Raw genomic sequence first — 18263 nt, forward strand, 5'->3', positions numbered from 1 at the left:
TTTGACATTGAGTGGATCCTTAGGGGTTCACTCAATGCTCAGGCCGGCGTCGCCATCAAAGCATCAGCCAATTTCATGGCCAGTATTTTTGATGCGTCGATCCTGTTGTCGGAGCATTGAGACGTGTTGGCCTTGTGTCCATGATAAGGGCACGACATTCACCCTCGCCTGTTGCGATGAGTTCTCAGAAGTAACGGATGCGCGCAACTACCAAAGCCTCCTTTCACGGAGCGCCCATGCCCCGCCGAACAACAGTGATCGATAGCTCTCAATGCGACGCATAACGGGGCGTGGCGTCGAAGCCAAAGCAGCATTTTGGTTCGAGGGAATGCGTGTTTCGTTCCCCCGACAGTGATCGGCGCAGATTAGGCTGATGCTCACTAACACTGCGTCAGAGCCAAAATCGGATGTCGATTGACAGACCGTTTCCGATCTCTATTGGACCTTTCGGTTTTAAATCTGATCTTATTTGTATGATTAGTCTCCTCTTGCCATCTCCTTGCAAACCGTGAGAGCTTGGCCCCCATGATCCTGACTATCGCCATTTCGGGTTATCGGTCCCTTCGTAACCTCATCCTTCCGCTTGAAAAGCTTACCGTCGTGACAGGTGGGAACGGAGCGGGGAAGTCGAGTTTCTATCGCGCGCTGAGACTTCTGGCAGATGTCGCGCAGGGACGGGCTATCGCATCATTGGCGGCAGAGGGTGGCCTGCAATCGACGATCTGGGCTGGACCGGAGGCTTTTTCGCGTAGCATGAAGGACGGCACAGCGCCCGTGCAGGGGACGGTGCGGAAACATCCGGTCGCACTCAAGCTTGGATTTGCATCGGATGATTACGGTTACGCGATAGATCTTGGACTGCCAGTCGCTCCACCCCCGCCGAGCTATTTTGCACTTGATCCCGTCATCAAGGCAGAGGCCGTGTGGGCAGGCGAAGCGTTGAGCCGCCGAAATGTGTTTGCAGAACGTGCAGGGCCGGTTGTGACCGCTCTTTCCGCAAGCGGCCAACGTGAGGTGTTGCTGCACGATCTCGCATCATTCGAAAGCATGATGACGCAGTCCGCTGATCCGAAGAACTTGCCTGAACTTCTGTATTTGCGTGCCCAGATGAATGGCTGGCGTTTTTACGATCACTTTCGAACCGATCCATCTTCGCCTGTGCGACAGATGCAGATTGGTACCCGAACACCGGCTCTTTCCTCCGATGGCGCCGATCTGGCAGCCGCCATTGCGACTATCCGGGAAATTGGCGATGCGGCGGGCTTCGACGCTGCTATCGAAGATGCTTTTCCTGGCAGCACGATCGAGATCAAGACGGAGCGAGGGCGCTTCGAACTTCTGATGCTCCAGAAGGGTTTGCTACGGCCGCTTTCGGTTACAGAACTCTCCGATGGCACGTTGCGTTATCTGCTGCTAGTGGCAGCTCTCAACACGCCGCGCCCTCCCTCCCTGATGGTGCTGAACGAGCCTGAAACCAGTCTGCATCCCAGCCTCCTTGCACCCTTGTCTCGTCTGATTATCCGGGCTTGTGGCCGGTCCCAACTGCTCGTCGTGTCCCATGCGGAAGAGTTGGTGTCGCACCTTGGCGCCGAGGAAAAGGCTTTGATGGTAAGGCTCTCCAAGGTGCTTGGTGAAACGGTGGCTGAAGGGATCGATGCACCTGCATGGAATTGGCCTGCACGATAAGGCACTTCCCGACGCTCATTTGGTGACGTCTTGCACAATACGATCGATTTGCCGCCCCTCCATGTTTGAAGGTCTTAACCTGCGGCAGGATAATGACAGTGACGATGGCAGAACAGTTCTACGTTCCGGTCAGCGAAGCCGATACTGATAGTCCTTCATGAGCATAACATCTCAGTGTACATCTGCTGCACTGCAGCGTCATGTCGCTGCTGTTGGCACGCGAACAGTGCTCCGCGGGACAAGCAAATCTGGTGGTGCGGACAATTATGCGTTTGCCTGGAACTACACGATGCGTGTGGGCTTGTCACTGCATCTTGCGCATGATCATGTTCGGGCTTGGGATACATAGTGCATAGTATGAGTGCCTTCAGGAGTAATTGCGTTTGAAAGTCTTCGATGATTTCGATTGGTCGGTTACCCCGATCGGCCCCAAGGAACAATGGTCTGTCGCTCTTCGTACCACCTACGATCTTATCACCGCTTCCGGGTTTGGCATGTGTGCTGCATGGGGACCTGAAGGAACATTTCTTTACAATGAGCCCTATGCGGAGTTTCTCGGCGATCGTCATCCGGCGGCTTTAGGGCAACCTATCGCGCAAGTCTGGCCGGAAATCTGGGACGACATCAAGCCGCTGGTAAACCGCGCCATGGCAGGCGAAACTATCCGGTTGGAGAACATGCATCTGACCATGACCCGCAACGGCTATGAGGAAGACACCTATTGGACGTTTTCCTACAGCCCCTTGCGTGACGGTGACGTTGTCTCTGGCTTCCTCAATGTTGCCCATGACACGACGGCTCTTGTCGTCGCACAAAATCGCGACCGGGTTAATGCTGAACGCGTGCAACTGGCGCTGGGTGCCGGTGCGATCATCGGCACCTGGTTCTGGGACCTGCCGACAGACCGCTTCACCATCGACGCTGCTTTTGCAGACAGTTTCGGTCTCGATCAGGCGCTCGGCAGAACAGGTCTGCCGTTAGAACAGATCATAGCGACGGTACATCCCGAAGACCGAGACGGGCTGATCGGCGCCATCAACGAAGTCATTGCGCGTGGCGGTGCTTACGCCCATCAGTATCGCGTTCGCCGACGCGATGGGAAATACTACTGGATCGAGGCAAACGGGCGTGTCGATTTCGCTGAAGACGGAACTCCGTCCAGTTTTCCGGGTGTCTTGATCGACGTTGAAGAGCGCCGGGCGGTCGAGGCTGAGCGTGACCGTGCCATTTCCATGTTGCGCGCGCTCAACGACGGGTTGGAACAACGCGTGTCAGAGCGAACATCCGAGTTGCTGAAAGCCCAGGACGCTTTGCGCCAGTCTCAAAAGATGGAGGCTGTCGGTCAGTTGACCGGGGGACTGGCCCATGATTTCAACAATCTGCTTGCCGGAATTTCTGGAAGTCTTGAGCTCATGGAGCGCCGATTGTCTCAAGGGCGCGGCAACGAGTTGGATCGCTATCTGTCCGCGGCACAAGGCGCTGTGAAGCGCGCGGCGGCGCTGACCCACAGACTGTTGGCCTTTTCCAGACGTCAGACCCTTGATCCCAAGCCGACCGACATCGACAGGTTGATTGCTGGACTTGAAGATTTGATCAAGCGCACGGTCGGACCCGCCGTGGATATTGAGGTCGTCGAAGCCTCTGGAACGTGGAAAACCCTCGTTGACCCATCTCAGCTCGAAAACGCGGTTCTCAACCTTTGCATCAACGCGCGTGATGCCATGCCGAACGGTGGGCGCATTACCATCAGAACGGAAAATACACGGCTCGACGCACGGGGCGCCGACGAGAGCGGCCTCCCGGAAGGCGAGTATGTTTGCCTTCGCATCACCGACACTGGAACAGGCATTCCAGCCGATGTGCTGGACAAGGTTTTTGAGCCGTTCTTCACGACCAAGCCGCTCGGGCAGGGGACAGGTCTCGGTCTTTCGATGATCTATGGATTTGCCCAACAGTCCGGGGGCAAGGTCGAGATATCATCCGAGCAGAATGCAGGAACGACTGTTTCGATTTTCCTGCCTCATCATATCCTTGATGGGGAAATCGAAGACGAACGAATCGACACCCGCACGCCTGGTGGTGCGCGGGCGCAGGAGACCGTCCTTGTGGTCGATGATGAGCCGACCGTTCGAATGCTGATTTCAGATGTGCTTCAGGAATTTGGCTACACGGTTATCGAGGCCGCAGACAGTGCGACAGGCTTGAAGATTCTGCAGTCTGACGTCGGTATCGATCTGCTTGTCAGCGACGTCGGCCTTCCCGGCGGCATGGATGGACGCCAGATGGCAGATGCCGCTCGTCAAAGCCGCCCTGGCCTGAAGGTCCTGTTCGTGACGGGCTATGCCGAAAACGCCGCCGTGCGCGACGGAAAGCTAGATCCTGGTATGGCCGTACTGACAAAGCCCTTCGCAGTCGAGACCCTTGCGGCCCAGGTTCGGGAACTCATAGAGTAGACGACCACACCAGCGACCACACACCCGTATGAATTGAGCTCTTTGATACCCTTCGGCTTTTTGGCGCGGTCAAGATTCGAGAACGCCGCGTTCTCCGTGGCGGCAAATTCCTGTGCCAATTCCAAGGCAATCTCGCTGTCGACGTTGATTGCAGAGTTTATCGAGAAGACGGAGCCATACGTCGATGTAGCAGGCGATTTCGTGGATTGGGATTTCGATCTGGCCATAGGTCATGGTCGTTTGATCGTCGGACTGGGAGCGGCGGCCATCGCCATGCTGATCGGCGTGACAATGGGCGTGATTGCAGGCGTCTTCGGTGGCGTCGCCAACCGTGTCGTCAACTTCATCATCTCCGTGCGCCTTGCTCTGCCATCGCTACTGCTGGCGCTGGCGATCCTCAATATCGCCGGCTCCGGTGTCGTCATTGTCGTCGTCGTGCTGGCGCTAACCCACTGGGACCGCTTTGCGGTGGTTATGCGCACCACGGTGCGCCAAGTCGCCTCGCAGGATTTCGTCACCCGCGCCCGCGCCATGGGCGCATCTGAAGGGCGCGTTATCCGCACTGAAATCCTGCCCAACGTATCGAGCCAGATCGTCATCATCTTCACCTTCGAGATGGCGCAGTGCATTCTTGCAGCGGCTGCGCTGAGTTTTCTCGGCCTCGGCATTCAGGCACCGGAACCATGCTGGGGGCTGATGATGTCGGAGGGGCGCAGCTTTATCGGCGTCAATCCGTGGCTGATCACCATTGCCGGTTTCACCCTGATGCTTCTCGTGCTGGCGATCAATCTCGTCGGTGACGGTCTTCGCAACCTGATCGCCCCCAAGGAACGAACATGAACGTAGAAACGCCTGTCCTGCGCGTCCGCGACCTGTCCGTCACAATAAAGACCGCCAAGGGACCGCTCCATGCCGTGCGCGGCATCGATTTCGATGTCATGCGTGGCGAAACGCTGTGTATCGTAGGCGAGTCCGGCAGCGGCAAGTCGCTGACCTCACTATCCCTGATGAACCTCTTGCCGCCCAAGGCGCTGCGCAAAGCCAGCGTCATCGATTTTGGCGGCAACAATATCGAAACGCTGGATGACCTCGGGATGGAGCCGCTGCGCGGCGACCGGATCGCCATGGTCTTTCAGGACCCGATGACCTCGCTGAATCCGTCCTGGACGATCGGCGAGCAGTTGGTCGAGGGCACATTGCGGCATCGGCCTGAGACAGGCCGGGCAGAGGCCCGCAAGCGTGCCGTGGAGTTGCTGGAGATTTGTGGCGTTCCCGACCCCGAAGGCCGCCTGTCGCAATATCCGCACCAGCTGTCCGGTGGCCTGCGCCAGCGCGTGATGATCGCCATGGCGCTGATGACCTCGCCGGATTTGCTGATCGCCGACGAACCGACGACAGCGCTCGATGCGACGATCTCGGCGCAGATTATCGACCTGCTGAAGGACATTCAGAAAAAGCTCGGCCTTGCCATCATTCTGGTGACCCATGATTTCAACGTCGTCAGCCGCATCGCGGTCATGTATGCCGGTGAGTTCGTGGAGGTCGGAACGGCAGCCGAAGTGCTCGGCAATCCCTTGCACCCCTATACCTGCGCGCTGCTGGCCTGTGTGCCGAAAGAGGGCGCCACCGGCCCCGATGCCCGGCTGGGCTTTCTGCCCGGTGTGGTGCCCTCGCTGATCGGCGACGCCTCCGGCTGTCAGTTCCGGTCGCGATGTCCTCTGGCGCATGAGGCCTGCAGCGGCCCCATCCCCTGGCAGGGCGATGCCCACCGCATGCTCTGTGTGCTGACGGCAGAACAGGTCGCCGAGCGCCATGTCGATCCCGTTCCTCCGCCCGCCGTCACGGCGCCTGTGGGCCGCGTCGAGGCCCCGACAGCGCTTCTCGTCAGTGGCGTCGAGCAGCGCTACAACATCCGCCGTGGGATGTTCGGTGCAAAAAAGACCGTGCAGGCGCTGCGTGGCATCGATCTGGAGGTCAAACAGGGCGAAATCCTTGGCCTCGTCGGCGAAAGCGGTTCGGGAAAATCCACCCTCGCACGGGCGCTGCTGGGGCTTGAGGTTCCCGCCAGCGGCATGGTGCGCATCAAGGGCCAGCCGATTGCCGAACTCGGCCGCCGGGACCGGGCCCGCGCGGTGCAGCCGGTTTTTCAGGATCCCTATTCCTCGCTCAATCCCCGCCGCACGGTGGAGGAAACCATCCGGCTGCCGCTGGATATCCACCAGATCGGCACCGCAAGCGAACGGGCGCAGGAGGCCCGGCGCCTGATGGATCTCTGCGGCCTGCCACAGCGTGTGGCGGCCAGCCAGCCCTCGCAGCTTTCGGGCGGCCAGCGCCAGCGCGTCGCCATTGCCTCGGCGCTGATCCTCAAGCCGGAAATCGTTATTTGCGATGAGCCGACCTCCGCACTCGATGTCTCGGTTCAGGCCCAGATCCTCAATTTGCTCAAGGATCTGCGGGCGGAGCTTAATCTGACCTATGTGCTGATCAGCCACGATCTCAACGTCATCCGCGCCATGGCGGATCGTGTGGCGGTGATGTATTTCGGGCGGATTATCGAGACAGGGCCGACCGAAGCGCTGTTCCGGCAACCGTCGCATCCCTATACCAGCCTGTTGCTGAGCACGACGAAGGCCAAAAGCGAACCGGCCATCGGCGGTCTTGCGCCTGAATACCCAGACCCGGCAAACCCGCCCGCAGGCTGCGCCTTCCGTCGTCGCTGTAACGTGTCCATCGATGCCTGTGCGGCGCAGGACCCGGCACTTGCGCCCCGTGACGCTGTCCGCGTGGCCTGTCTCAACCCCGGAGCCGCTGCATGAGCCTCATCGATTCCATCGTCGCCCAGGCCGGTTATCGCCGTGGCGGTGCCCCCGTGTATGGCAAGCCGGATATGGGCACCGCTGCCGTTCTCATCATGAACCTGCAACTGGCCTGGACCTCGCCGGACGCGCCGTTTCGCGGCCTGTTGCCGGGGCAGACGCGAGACTTTTTCACCGGGATCGGTGACTTCGCCAAGCTTTGCCGGGCGCGGGGCGCTCGCATCGTCTGGTTTAGAACCACGATGGGGCCATCGGGATCGGAACACTATTGGTCGACCTATCTCGACAATTTCGTCGGCCCTGACAAGCGCGGCGGTGCAGCCGCGGCACTCTCCCCCGGCAACCCCATGCACGGGCTCGACCCTGAAATGCCGGTACATGACCAGGACTGGATCGTAGACAAGCCACGCTTCGATGCCTTTCTGATGACCGATATCGAGGCAAGATTGCGCGCAGACGGACGGCGCGATCTTATCGTTACAGGGACCGCCACCAATATCTGCTGCGAAAGCACGGTGCGCAGCGCCATGCAGCGCGATTTCCGAACCTGGATGCCCCATGATCTTGTCTCGGCCCCCACGGAAGACGGCCATATAGCAGGGTTGCGCTCGGTCACGCAAAGTTTTGCAGAGACGGGTGCATCGTCAGGGCTTCTGTGATCGTCCCGCTGAAGGCTATCAAACGGCGCTACTGCGAAAATATGTTGGGGGAACGAGAACCCGCCATCAGCTTTGACGACACGACCTGATTTAAATTAAGTAAAAGGAAATACAATGCGATGTCAGCGCAGGGTGCTGATCTGTCGGGGTTAACTGACGGTCGAATGTTCAAGAAAGAAAAAGAAACTATGGGCCAACCTCTGTCTGATCTGCGCATCATCAATGCGGAAACCATCCAGACACGCATCCACACCCAACTGCGCGAATTGCTGATGATGGGTCGTTTTCAGCCGGGCCATCCGCTGAAGATCATCGAACTGGCAGAGGTTTTTGGCACATCGTCTCAGCCGGTGCGCGAGAGCATTCGCCAGCTCGTCACGGAACGTGCGCTTGAAGCTGCCCCCAACCGCAGCGCTCGCGTACCCATCATGACGCTGGACCGTATCGACGATCTGCGCAGGGTCAGGCTCGCCATGGAAACCCTGGCCGCCGAAATGGCAACCGAGCGCGTCACCGCCAAAGATATCGACAGACTGCAAGGCTTGCTGGACGCAGAAAAGAAGGCGGATGACGCGCGCGACATCCCGACCAGCGTGCAGCTCAACATGCAGTTCCACTTCACGCTCTATGCCATCGCCGGCTCCAGCACTCTGATGCCCTTCATCGAAAGCCTCTGGCTCCAGATCGGCCCGGCAATGCGGCAATCTGCCGACAGTTTCGATGCGCGCGACGGCCGTGGCACTGAACTGCATTTGCGCATCATCGAAGGCCTAACCCAGCGCGACAAGGCCGCGGTATCCCAAGCCGTGACAGATGACATAAACCGTAGCTTTCAGTTGTTAGTCGCTGAGATGGGCGAACGCGGAAAACAGAATCTGGGCAGCGCGCGAACGCGCTGACGGTTTGCGCAGATTTATGCATGATTGGTTGGACGAACCTGCCCGCTCTGGGACAAGCAGACCATGTTCTCAATCACGCGCTTTGGGTTCTAAAAGCTATTGCCGTCGACAAGCGTTTAACCCGCTTATCTAGGTCGGCTTATGGGAGCGTGTGGCTGCTCACCAGACGGTTAGCTTTCAGGGGGTAAGTTTCGGGCTGACCTCATTCATCGCTTGGCAAATCTCTCTTTTTTCATTCTGCATCATCCCCATAACCCAGACAAAAATGTAGAAATAGATTCCGTTTTTCCTGGCGATGCTGTAGCGTCGAAAGACTAAGTCACGTCTGTTGATGTAGGCATTACGGAAACTCGCCGCAGTGAATGAAACTCCTCATTATCAAGACCATGCGCTGGGGTGTGTTGGACACCGACTGGATCTATGACGGTCGAAAAAAAACAGACTTTGAAGGATGTCGCCCGTGCGGCGAATGTCTCTCTTAGCACGGCCTCACACGCCATAAATGGGACTGCCAAGCTTACAGTTGATGTCCGTGAACGGGTGTTGGAAGCTGCCCGCTCCCTTGGCTATCTGGAAAGTCGCAGACAAAAAGCAACCATCACCACTTTGCGCGTGGTGCTGCTGGCAATGACCAATGACGCAGCTCCACAAAGCGATCTCAACATGGTGAGCTGGACGATGCTGAACGGGTTTCGTCGCGCATGCGAAACGCGTGGCGTGCGCATTGTTCCACTCATCAGCCCCAGCAACAAAATAGATGCGGACGAGGTTCGTGAAGCTGCGGAAACCGGCAATGTTGATGGCATTGTCATTTTGAACGACGATAGACAAGACCTCGTGCAAAAGCTGTCATCTCAGCAGAGACCGGTCGTTTTGATCAATGGCGAAGACCCTGCGATGGTCGTGGATACCGTGACTGCCGAGAACCGTTTCGGCGCACGCCTTGGCATAGAGCAGTTACTGAATGTCGGTCACCGGACAATATTGCATATTACATGGAAAGGTCGCACCACGATCCGCCGTCGCTATGATGGATATAATGATGCGTTTCTGGCTGCAGGCCTTCCGCTTCCCATCAATATGGTCTTCGAAGCTGATGGCTATGAGCCCAGCCACGGTCAAGCGGCCATCCGTCACCTTCTCGAAGAAGAGCTGCCGCTTCGCGGCGCGACGGCGATTTTCTGTGCTGCGGATAATCTCGCGCTTGGCTGTCTAAAGGCATTGTCGGACGCTGGCGTCAGCGTTCCCAAAGACATTTCGGTGCTGGGCTTTGACGATATCATGCCCGCAGCCTTCAGTTTTCCACCGCTCAGCACAATTCAGTTGCCAGCTGACAGGTTGGGTGGTGCTGCATTGTCTTTGCTGGAACAACGGCTTCTTGCGAACGATCCGTCACGTCCAGCACACCGTCTGGAACTTGGATGTCGTCTCATTCTCAGGGATAGCATCGCGCCACCCCCGAGATAGGACAATTCCTCTTACTTCATTCCCGTGCCGGAAATGCCGGTGGTGATATACCGCTGAAGAAACAGGAAGACGACCGTCACAGGCGCAAGACTGAGGAACGTCATCGCCAGAATATAGTGCCACTGCACGGAAAACTCGCCTTGGAATGCGTTCAGCCCAACTTGAAGCGTAAAGTTTTCACGGCTGCTCAACACGATGAGGGGCCAGAGAAAGTCGTTCCAACGCCATAGCACCGAAAAGATCGCCAGAACGGCGAGGGCCGGTGCCGTCAGCGGCAGAATGATACGCCAGAAAATCCGGAACTCACTGGCCGCATCTACGCGAGCCGCCTCGATGAGCTCATCGGGAATGGTCAACATATATTGCCTGAGAAGAAACACCCCGGTTGGTGTAGCAACCGTGGGAATGATGACGCCCCAGAGATTATCGACAAGCCCGACACCAACGATGACAAGATAAGCTGGGACCATCACAACGGTCAGCGGGATCATGAGCGTCGAGATAATTAGCACAAAGATCGCCTTATCACCCCGGAATTTGTATTTTGACAGGGCAAACGCCGCCATCGCGTTGACTATCAACGTCAGGATAGTCGCAACAACAGTCACAAAAACCGAGTTTTTCAGGAATGTCAGGAAGCTGAACCGCGTCAGCGGGTCCGTGAAGTTCTGCGTTGCTACCGTCAGGCGCTGGACGGGTGTTATCTCTCGCGTATCGACATTAACTGGCGGGCCGGGGTTTGCCGGGTCGACCATCTGCGCTCGCAAGCCGATGCGCCGCACCATCGCCATTTCTTTTGTCTCGCCATCGACAGGTGCATTCCACAGGCTGAGTGGGCGATCATAGCCCTGAACCTCGACTTGAACGGCTGCACGCGGCAACAAGCTCGGCGGAAAGCGCGTGATTTCCGCTTCCGGTTTCAGCGAAGACATGGCCGCCCAGACGACGGGCACGAGTACCGCTATTGTCCCGCCAACAAGCCAAACCCAAGAGAGAATGTCAGTGAGCCCGATGCGCCCGGGACGGCGGGTTCTGGTTAAAAAGCCGATCGCGTTTCGATTGCCAGACATGGTCAGGACTCCATCTTTCGGCCAAGGCGCAGTTGCACGAGCGTCAACACCAGCAGGACAAGCCCCATGAGAACGGAGGCGGCGGAAGCAAGGCCGAACAGTCGCAGATCGCTGCCGAAGGCCATCTGGTAAATATACTGCACGACAAACGTATTGGCCGTGCCAGGGCCACCACCATTGGTCAAAACCCAGGCTTCATCAAAAATCTGCACGGAACGGATCATCAGCAGGATCAGAACCACGAGCAGATTGGGCGCTAGCAAAGGCAGGGTGATGCGCAGCAGAACGCGCCGGGGTGACGCCGCATCAATGGCTGCAGCCTCATAGAGATCCTTTGGAATGGCCTGGAGGCCTGCCAGCAGGATCAGCGTGTAAAATCCCATGTGGAACCAGACGGATACAACCACGACAAAGAACCGCGACCAGCCAACATCCAGCAGGAAAATTTCTGGAGGCACGCCCAGCATTTGCAGAAAGGCATTAAGCAGGCCATTTCGATCAAGAAACCATTTCCAGATGAGTCCAATGACGACCGGAGACAGCAGGACTGGATAGAAAAACATCGCTCGAAAAAAGCCACGCGCGGCCATAGCCCGATTGAGAATGAGTGCGGTAATCAGCGCCACCAACAACGTTGCCACGACATTGAAGGCGACGAACCACAGCGTATTCCAGACCGCGGTCCAGAACAGGGATTCCTGGCAACTTCCCGGTTCCATATAGCTTGTGCAATCCAGCAGTTTGCTGAAATTGTCGAAGCCAACATAGGGCCTGTTGGTTATCAGAAGTTCCGTACCGCCGGTAAAGGCATAACCTACGGCAATGGCTATCGGGAGAAAGGTGAAAATGCCGAAGAGGACCATGTTCGGCATCAAGAAGAGATACGGCATGCGTTTTCTGCCGATAAGCCGCTCCACGACATTGATCGGTCGCTCCACGAGTGCCATCCCGCCCTCAAGAGCGCGGTCGGCGAGCTGGGCAATCCTCTGGCGAGTCATATCAGCCCCTTTCTCCGGTTCCGATACGTGGCAGAGCCAGTTCGGTTGAAGGATTAAAAATATGGATCCGTTCGCGCACCGGCATGATGTTGAGTATAGCCCCTTGTGTCGGAGCAAAATGGCCAGCCTGATGCACGATGATCTGTTCTTTTTGGCCCTGCATATTGCCGTAAATATAGGTCTCCGTTCCGAGGCTCTCATGATACTGGACTTCGAAAGGCAGCCCATCACCTTGCGTCAGCGTGAAGTGAGAGGGCCTCACTCCGATCAAAACCGGTTGCCCTTCTTTGACCGAAGCGGGATCGAGCAGGCAGGACAGTTGTACGCCGTAGCCAGCGTCAATCATCACGCCATCGTCTCCGGTGCCTTGAACCGTCCCATTGAGGATGTTCATGCGCGGAGATCCGAGGAAGCCTGCGACGAAGAGATTGCGGGGATGGTCAAAAAGTTCAAGCGGACTGCCGACCTGCTCCACCCGTCCTGCACGCAGGACCACAATCTTATCGGCCATGGTCATGGCCTCGACCTGATCGTGGGTCACGTAGATCATGGTCGTTTTGATATCACGATGAAGACGGGTTATTTCCGCACGGGTCTGCACACGCAAGGCTGCGTCCAGATTGGACAAGGGCTCGTCGAAGAGGAAAAGGTCAGGCTCGCGAACAATGGCGCGACCGATCGCAACACGCTGGCGCTGCCCGCCGGACAATTGCTTGGGTTTACGGTCGAGATAAGGCTCGATGGCGAGCATTCGCGCAGCTTCGTTGATGCGGCTTTCGATTTCCGCTCGCTTGAATCTCAGATTCTCCAATCCGAACGCAAGGTTCTTTCGAACGCTCATATGCGGGTAGAGTGCGTAGGATTGGAACACCATGGCGATTTTACGCTCAGCAGGCGAAAGGGCGCTGACGTCCCGGTCTCCAATCGTGATAGTACCGGAGCTCACATCTTCCAGACCAGCAATGATGCGCAGAAGCGTTGATTTCCCGCATCCTGACGGTCCCACGAAGACGACGAATTCCCCATCCTTCACTTCAAGATCGATATCGTGCAGCACGTGGACAGCACCGAACGCCTTGTTGAGTTTTGCAAGCTTCAGATTTCCCATCACCTGCTCCCTTCAAGCGTACGCGTCATCGTGACGATTTCATTTACGTTCCAGCCAACTGGCAAAGGTTTTGTTCTGTTCATATCAACATCACTCGTCGTCAGGCGGTGAACACCAGCAAGATAGATCGCAGGCATGCCACCGGGATAATCTTCAAGACCGATAACGCGCCCATCCGAACCCAACGTCCACGCATTTGCCCGCCCCGCAGCGTCTACGCTCGGAGCAATATCCGCATTGGTCGGTCGAAGATCGTATCGACGACCTGTTCCAAGTTTTCCTGCAGCTTGGCGCAATGAAATATGGTTCAGTACAACGTTGTGGATTCCTGCATCGGAGGTGGAAATGAGGTTGATTGCCCCCTCCATGCGACCGGTGAGGTTTTCTACAGCAAGGTTTTCGATCCTGCCTGCAGGACGATCCGGCTTTCTGTCCACCACCGTTACCGTCAGTGCTTCGCCTGATCCCCAAAAACCGTCCCTCGTCTCCTGGCAATCGACCTCTATTCTGGAAAAACGAATATTTCGCATTTCGCCACCGTCTCGTGAAAACAGCCCAAGCCCACGATTGGAGTCAATCACTTGGCAGTCCTCGAACGTTACATTCAGGAAGTCGCCGAAAGATTCTGTGCCAAGCTTAAGGGCACAGCTGAGGCTGGACACTTTGCAATGACGGACACTGACATTCTCACATACACCCACGGCGCGCCCATCTGCACCGGCACTGGTCTTGAGGCAAATACCATCGTCCGCCGTTGAGATATCGCACGCCTCAATCACCACCTCGCGGCACGAATCCAGCACGATCCCGTCTGTGTTGGGCAGGCGACGGTTGTTGAGAATGCAGACCTGACGGACAAGCAGATTTTCGCAATTGACCATATGCAACGTCCACATGGGCGAGTTGGCCACCGTGAAGTCCTGTAGTCGCACGTTTTGGCAATGTTCAAGCACCATGACTCGAGGGCGAAAATGTGCGGGAATATAGGTTCCCATCGCCTCGTCATTGCCAATGATGAAACTCTCTCCGCCGGCTTCTATCCGACCGGAGCCGGTAACGCTGATATTCTGCGCGCCTACGGCGACGATCATGGCCCTATCCGACTTTTCGGCAAAAACCGAAACAGGCATGTCGATATATGCGTCGTAATCCGCAAGGAATTCGAGGATCGCATCATTTTCAAGATGTAATTCAACGTCGCTTTTCAGGCAAAGGCCACCGCTGACGTGCCGACCAGCCGACAGCGTAACGCGCCCACCACCGTTGCGTGACGCGCCGTCAATTGCGCGTTGGATGTCAGCGGTCGCATCTTCGTTCTTCGCCTTGATGGCAATATCGACACGGGCGCTCATGCCGCCATGTTCTCTTCAAGGAAAACGTCCGTCAGCAGCAGCATCGTCAGCGCCTGACCATAGGGCGTGGGCAGGTTGGGAATACGACGATAGAAATCTAGATCATGTCCCATAGGGGTGCCGTCGGAAACACCATGGACAACGCCTTGCGCATCGATATTGCCCAACACCGCCGCTAATGCCCGTTCTGCGTTCGGCCGGTCGTCGGGGTCGAGAATTCCGGATTTGATGCCGCGCAGAATTCCATAAGCGATGCCTGCGGTTGCCGATGTCTCGACGGGGGATGTCGGGTCATCCACAAGCGTGTGAAACATGCCGTCCTGCCGCTGATAACGAAGCAGGGAACGCACCTGGCTTGCAAGAACATTTGCAAGAAAGCGCTTGTCCTTCTCGTCCATGGACGGCACGAGTTCGAAAAGTTCCGGGATGGCAACGGTGATCCACGAATTGCCGCGCGCCCAGAAGGCATTTGCAAAATTGTGGCGCCCGTTGAAAGTCCAGCCGTGATACCAAAGCCCGGTCACTGGATCGGACAGATAACGTGCGTGGACCATAAATTGATAGATGGCTTCATCGATCCAGTCCTGCCGCTTGCAGACGACACCGGCACGGGCAAGAAACAGGCAGGCCATAAAAAGCGTGTCGTCCCACAGCTCTCCATCGTTCAAGCGCTCCTTGACCACATGCTGGAATCCACCATCCTCAGTTTTGGGAAGCTCATGGACAAGCCACTGTGCCCAATCCTCCACCAGCGCCCGGAAATCCGGGCGATCTACGTGTTCGGTCAAAATGACCAGCGGCAGCATGGGCGCGGAACTGTTGATCTGGCGCGGCGGCAAACCGCGTTCGATTTGCCAGCTATACCAGTCCACCAGATTGCCGATGGCGTTTTGATCCTCTGCCGCCAGTGCTCTTCGCAGGAAGCCATAGAGACCGACACCGACCTCCCAATCCCATTCGTCGAATTGAATTTTTCCATCCGCACCACCAGTGGAGAGCCCCTCCTGAATGCCCTTTAACCGGCTGAAAGCAGCAGCGACGTTATCGATGGTCTTTTGGAGATCATGTTTGTGCACGGGGGCATGGTTCATATCGCTAATTCCAGTCATGAATAGAAGAGCGGAGCAGGCTCGTTTTTCACGATCGCTGCGCTGTCAAATGTGATTTCGGGGTAAGGTTGGACATGGTCGAAAGCCATCGCCTGACCATCAATTTCGAACTGACCATCCCACGTCAAAACGACCTCGGGCCGATCCGGTGCGTTGACGGAAAGAATGCGTTGCTCTGGGTCAAAGCTGACACGCGTGCCAAGCAATTTATTGCGGAAAGTCGCGAAGTCATCGGTACTTCCGCATCCAATCGTCGCGATCCAGCCGCATCGTTTCCCCTGTGAGCGGATTTCGCGGTTGGCGGTCGCACCAGTGGTAACTAACTCCAGGCCGTTCGTTGCATAAAGTGCCGCAAAGCCACGATCCGACCGCGCAAACAGCCAGTTGCCCTCAATAGAAACGTCATCGAGACCATCTCGCCCGAGATAGGCATGCGTCCAGTCGTTGCGGTGCGTGTCCGTATCGAAAATCATCAAGGCAAGGTCACGATGTTGGGCCACCCGTGGCAAAACGCCGTTTCCAGCCCAATAGGATGGCCTCTGACTTCCCCATGGATCATCCTCGCCCGGATGATTGACCCACAGCCGCGCCATGGGGTGTCCTGCAAGTCTGATGTCGAGGACATGTTGCTGATGCCCCCTCTTGCCTGTCTTGTGATCAACAACAGTCGAAAGTTGCGCGGCCTCGTTTTTGAAAAGTACGAGCTTTCCGCTTTCCAGGCCCTGGGCATAGCGCGCCTCCACCACGCGCCCTGCATCGAGCTGCGCCAGTGCATCCAGACGGGCGGGCGGCACATAGTTTCCGCAGCAGAAGAGCGGCAGCGAAGCCACCCCACCGTTGAGCCACCCTTTCCCGAAAGCAACCTTGGCAAATGGCGCAAGCTCCGTAAGCGGTCCCGCACGCAGCTCTTTGTCATAGGCTCTGCCTTGAGAACCAGCTGGTACGCCAGCAAGCGTGTGCAAAGCGATCATTTCGAAGATCAGATTGAGTTGATGACGCGCTCTAGCAGCCAAAGTTGGCTCGGCCCAATGCTCAATGGCAAGGAGACCGATAAAATCCACGGGATAGTAGGCAGCGGAATTCCACTCGGCCAAACCGTGGGCTTCGACGCTGTCGAACCAACGGGAGAGACGCTGCTGCGCAATTGCGGCCTGTTGCGCACCTGTCCGTCCTGACGCCGAGAAAATGGCATCCGGCAGGTATCGCCCTGCCAGCAACTGGCTCGTATGGAAGCATAGAACGTGGTTTTCGCTCCAGAACCACATGACATCATTGCCGGGTTCATCCACCCAATAACGATAGTTCACGATCGATGCGTCAATCCGCTCGCGCAGCGCCGCAGGCAATCGCTTTCCATAGGCCTGTACCAGCCATAGCAGCGGGATCAGAACGAAATCCGAGCAGTCCTCTCTCCGGTCTATCGCTTTGAGTGTCGTATCGACAATGTCCGTTATCGTATCGATGTCGTCATCGCCAGTTGCCACCAACGCCAACGCACGGCCGATGCGCCAGGCCCCGAACTCTGCGCTAAACGCCAGAGCTTCTTTTTTCCGACGGGCGATGTCCGTATCGCCAGCGGTGGCCACGATATCGGTCATGAAGGCGGCATCGATAACCCGCTCAACCTTTGCCGTGCCCGAACCGATGGTCAATTTCACGGCGTGATAGCCGTCGGCGATGCCAAGCGTTTCCGGTATTTCGAGACATGTCTGGCCAGCGGTCAGCACCATATCGACATCTGCCAACAGAGCCCGTTCATGCCCATGGCTTTTAACCGCGATATGCACCGGTAAATCGCTTTCCGGCGCGGTATCGAATATCAATTCCAGAGGCTGCCCGACAAAGACATCGCGCGCTGGCCTGATATCGCGAACCAAATCCGCAAGACGTTTTGTTTCCTGCTGGTCAAGCGCCACAGGCAGAGCGACGGACAATGGCGTGTCATCCGTCACTTCAAGTTCAAAGAACCAGATGATGTCGCGCTCTGCCAGATCTTCGCAATGGAGCAGAATGTCGTTATCGCCCGCCTTGAGCGCGAGCACGATATCCGCATGACTTTCGACATTACGAATAAATGGCTCGAACCAGACTTGCTCCACACCATTGACCCAAATGCGCACGCCTCCGCAGGTGAAAAGCCGAAATCTGGCATTACGCGCTTCTTCGCTGTGGAATGTCCCCTTCAACCATCGACGGACATGCGTCGGCACGTGCCAGAATCCGGTAAATTCGACACGACGGTTGGAGCCGGGCAAATTCAGATGCGAAACGGCCCAGTCGGTTTCGGGCGCAATATCTCTACCGATCATATGACTTTGGAAAGCCTTGCGGCAGGGCAGATCACCGACGTCCACAAATCCATTGATGAAACGATAGTTGACGCGATCTTCAGCCGGTGCGGGAATGCCGGGATAGGACGTTTCCAGCAGGTCAGACACCATCCAAGCGGTAACCGTATCACCCTTTCGGGTAACATAAGCAGGTTCCGCAGTCGTGTCCGCCACATGTGCATTCATCATAATAGATCGCCTCCCACCGATCGCTATGAAATATTTTTCATGATATAAAATTTACGATAAACACGTCAATTTCTACCATTTGTGCCGAACAAACAGCTTGACGCCAAGCTTGTCAAGTCGCAAAACA

At 56.8% G+C, this 18263-nt stretch carries 14 protein-coding genes; 7 read left to right on the forward strand and 7 right to left on the reverse strand.

What is annotated here, in order from left to right; all coding sequences use genetic code 11:
* Positions 1–525: 525 nt before the first annotated feature.
* A complete protein-coding gene (locus HRR99_RS20110; protein ID WP_233124600.1) occupies positions 526–1686 on the forward strand; it encodes an AAA family ATPase in 1161 nt (386 codons plus the stop codon).
* Positions 1687–2069: 383 nt separating this feature from the next.
* Positions 2070–4139, forward strand: a complete 2070-nt coding sequence (locus HRR99_RS20115; RefSeq protein WP_233124601.1) for a hybrid sensor histidine kinase/response regulator — start codon at positions 2070–2072, stop codon at positions 4137–4139.
* Here the strand turns inward: HRR99_RS20115 and HRR99_RS23290 are convergent.
* Positions 4025–4264, reverse strand: coding sequence for a hypothetical protein (locus tag HRR99_RS23290; protein ID WP_422387351.1), 240 nt, complete (start codon positions 4262–4264; stop codon positions 4025–4027). The genes HRR99_RS20115 and HRR99_RS23290 overlap by 115 nt on opposite strands.
* On the opposite strand from HRR99_RS23290, the gene HRR99_RS20120 reads away from it, so the two are divergent.
* From HRR99_RS20120 to HRR99_RS20140, 5 genes are all read left to right on the forward strand, one after another.
* Positions 4236–4979: an ABC transporter permease gene (locus HRR99_RS20120; RefSeq protein WP_233124602.1), complete on the forward strand. Its 744-nt coding sequence runs from the start codon at positions 4236–4238 to the stop codon at positions 4977–4979. The two genes, HRR99_RS23290 and HRR99_RS20120, sit on opposite strands and share 29 nt — an antisense overlap.
* Positions 4976–6955: a dipeptide ABC transporter ATP-binding protein gene (locus HRR99_RS20125; RefSeq protein WP_233124603.1), complete on the forward strand. Its 1980-nt coding sequence runs from the start codon at positions 4976–4978 to the stop codon at positions 6953–6955. Before HRR99_RS20120 ends, HRR99_RS20125 begins: the two co-directional genes overlap by 4 nt.
* Positions 6952–7614 carry a cysteine hydrolase family protein gene (locus HRR99_RS20130; RefSeq protein WP_233124604.1) on the forward strand — a complete coding sequence of 221 codons (663 nt, stop codon included), beginning with the start codon at positions 6952–6954 and terminating at the stop codon, positions 7612–7614. Before HRR99_RS20125 ends, HRR99_RS20130 begins: the two co-directional genes overlap by 4 nt.
* Before the next feature lie 188 nt (positions 7615–7802).
* A complete protein-coding gene (locus tag HRR99_RS20135; RefSeq protein WP_233124605.1) occupies positions 7803–8513 on the forward strand; it encodes a GntR family transcriptional regulator in 711 nt (236 codons plus the stop codon).
* Between the two features lie 420 nt (positions 8514–8933).
* Positions 8934–9980 (forward strand): LacI family DNA-binding transcriptional regulator, encoded by a 1047-nt coding sequence (locus HRR99_RS20140; RefSeq protein WP_233124606.1) that lies wholly within the window; start codon positions 8934–8936, stop codon positions 9978–9980.
* Between the two features lie 11 nt (positions 9981–9991).
* On the opposite strand, the gene HRR99_RS20145 is transcribed toward HRR99_RS20140, so the two are convergent.
* Genes HRR99_RS20145 through HRR99_RS20170 form a run of 6 tightly spaced genes read right to left on the reverse strand, consistent with a single transcriptional unit; the run spans position 9992 to position 18136 of the window.
* A complete protein-coding gene (locus tag HRR99_RS20145; protein ID WP_112500507.1) occupies positions 9992–11050 on the reverse strand; it encodes a carbohydrate ABC transporter permease in 1059 nt (352 codons plus the stop codon).
* Between the two features lie 2 nt (positions 11051–11052).
* On the reverse strand, positions 11053–12048 hold the full coding sequence (locus HRR99_RS20150) for a carbohydrate ABC transporter permease (protein ID WP_233124607.1): 996 nt from the start codon (positions 12046–12048) through the stop codon (positions 11053–11055).
* A gap of 1 nt (position 12049) precedes the next feature.
* Complete coding sequence (locus HRR99_RS20155) at positions 12050–13156, reverse strand: ABC transporter ATP-binding protein (protein ID WP_233124608.1); 1107 nt, start codon at positions 13154–13156, stop codon at positions 12050–12052.
* The gene (gene pglB / locus HRR99_RS20160; RefSeq protein ID WP_233124609.1) at positions 13156–14508 is read right to left on the reverse strand and encodes a polygalacturonase PglB; all 1353 of its coding nucleotides are present in this window, start codon (positions 14506–14508) and stop codon (positions 13156–13158) included. Before pglB ends, HRR99_RS20155 begins: the two co-directional genes overlap by 1 nt.
* A complete protein-coding gene (gene bglB / locus HRR99_RS20165; protein ID WP_233124610.1) occupies positions 14505–15599 on the reverse strand; it encodes a beta-galactosidase BglB in 1095 nt (364 codons plus the stop codon). The genes pglB and bglB overlap by 4 nt, the downstream gene beginning before the upstream one ends.
* A 14-nt stretch (positions 15600–15613) precedes the next feature.
* Entirely contained in the window at positions 15614–18136 is a 2523-nt protein-coding gene (locus HRR99_RS20170; protein ID WP_233124611.1) for a hypothetical protein, read from the reverse strand.
* Positions 18137–18263: the final 127 nt, after the last annotated feature.

Source organism: Agrobacterium vaccinii (assembly GCF_021310995.1).
Lineage (GTDB): Bacteria > Pseudomonadota > Alphaproteobacteria > Rhizobiales > Rhizobiaceae > Agrobacterium > Agrobacterium vaccinii.

Coding starts and splice junctions, on each gene's coding strand:
- HRR99_RS20110 (WP_233124600.1), top strand. CDS start 526: ATGATCCTGACTATCGCCATTTCGGGTTATCGGTCCCTTCGTAACCTC.
- HRR99_RS20125 (WP_233124603.1), top strand. CDS start 4,976: ATGAACGTAGAAACGCCTGTCCTGCGCGTCCGCGACCTGTCCGTCACA.
- HRR99_RS20130 (WP_233124604.1), top strand. CDS start 6,952: ATGAGCCTCATCGATTCCATCGTCGCCCAGGCCGGTTATCGCCGTGGC.
- HRR99_RS20135 (WP_233124605.1), top strand. CDS start 7,803: ATGGGCCAACCTCTGTCTGATCTGCGCATCATCAATGCGGAAACCATC.
- HRR99_RS20140 (WP_233124606.1), top strand. CDS start 8,934: ATGACGGTCGAAAAAAAACAGACTTTGAAGGATGTCGCCCGTGCGGCG.
- HRR99_RS20145 (WP_112500507.1), bottom strand. CDS start 11,050: ATGTCTGGCAATCGAAACGCGATCGGCTTTTTAACCAGAACCCGCCGT.
- HRR99_RS20150 (WP_233124607.1), bottom strand. CDS start 12,048: ATGACTCGCCAGAGGATTGCCCAGCTCGCCGACCGCGCTCTTGAGGGC.
- HRR99_RS20155 (WP_233124608.1), bottom strand. CDS start 13,156: ATGGGAAATCTGAAGCTTGCAAAACTCAACAAGGCGTTCGGTGCTGTC.
- pglB (WP_233124609.1), bottom strand. CDS start 14,508: ATGAGCGCCCGTGTCGATATTGCCATCAAGGCGAAGAACGAAGATGCG.
- bglB (WP_233124610.1), bottom strand. CDS start 15,599: ATGAACCATGCCCCCGTGCACAAACATGATCTCCAAAAGACCATCGAT.
- HRR99_RS20170 (WP_233124611.1), bottom strand. CDS start 18,136: ATGATGAATGCACATGTGGCGGACACGACTGCGGAACCTGCTTATGTT.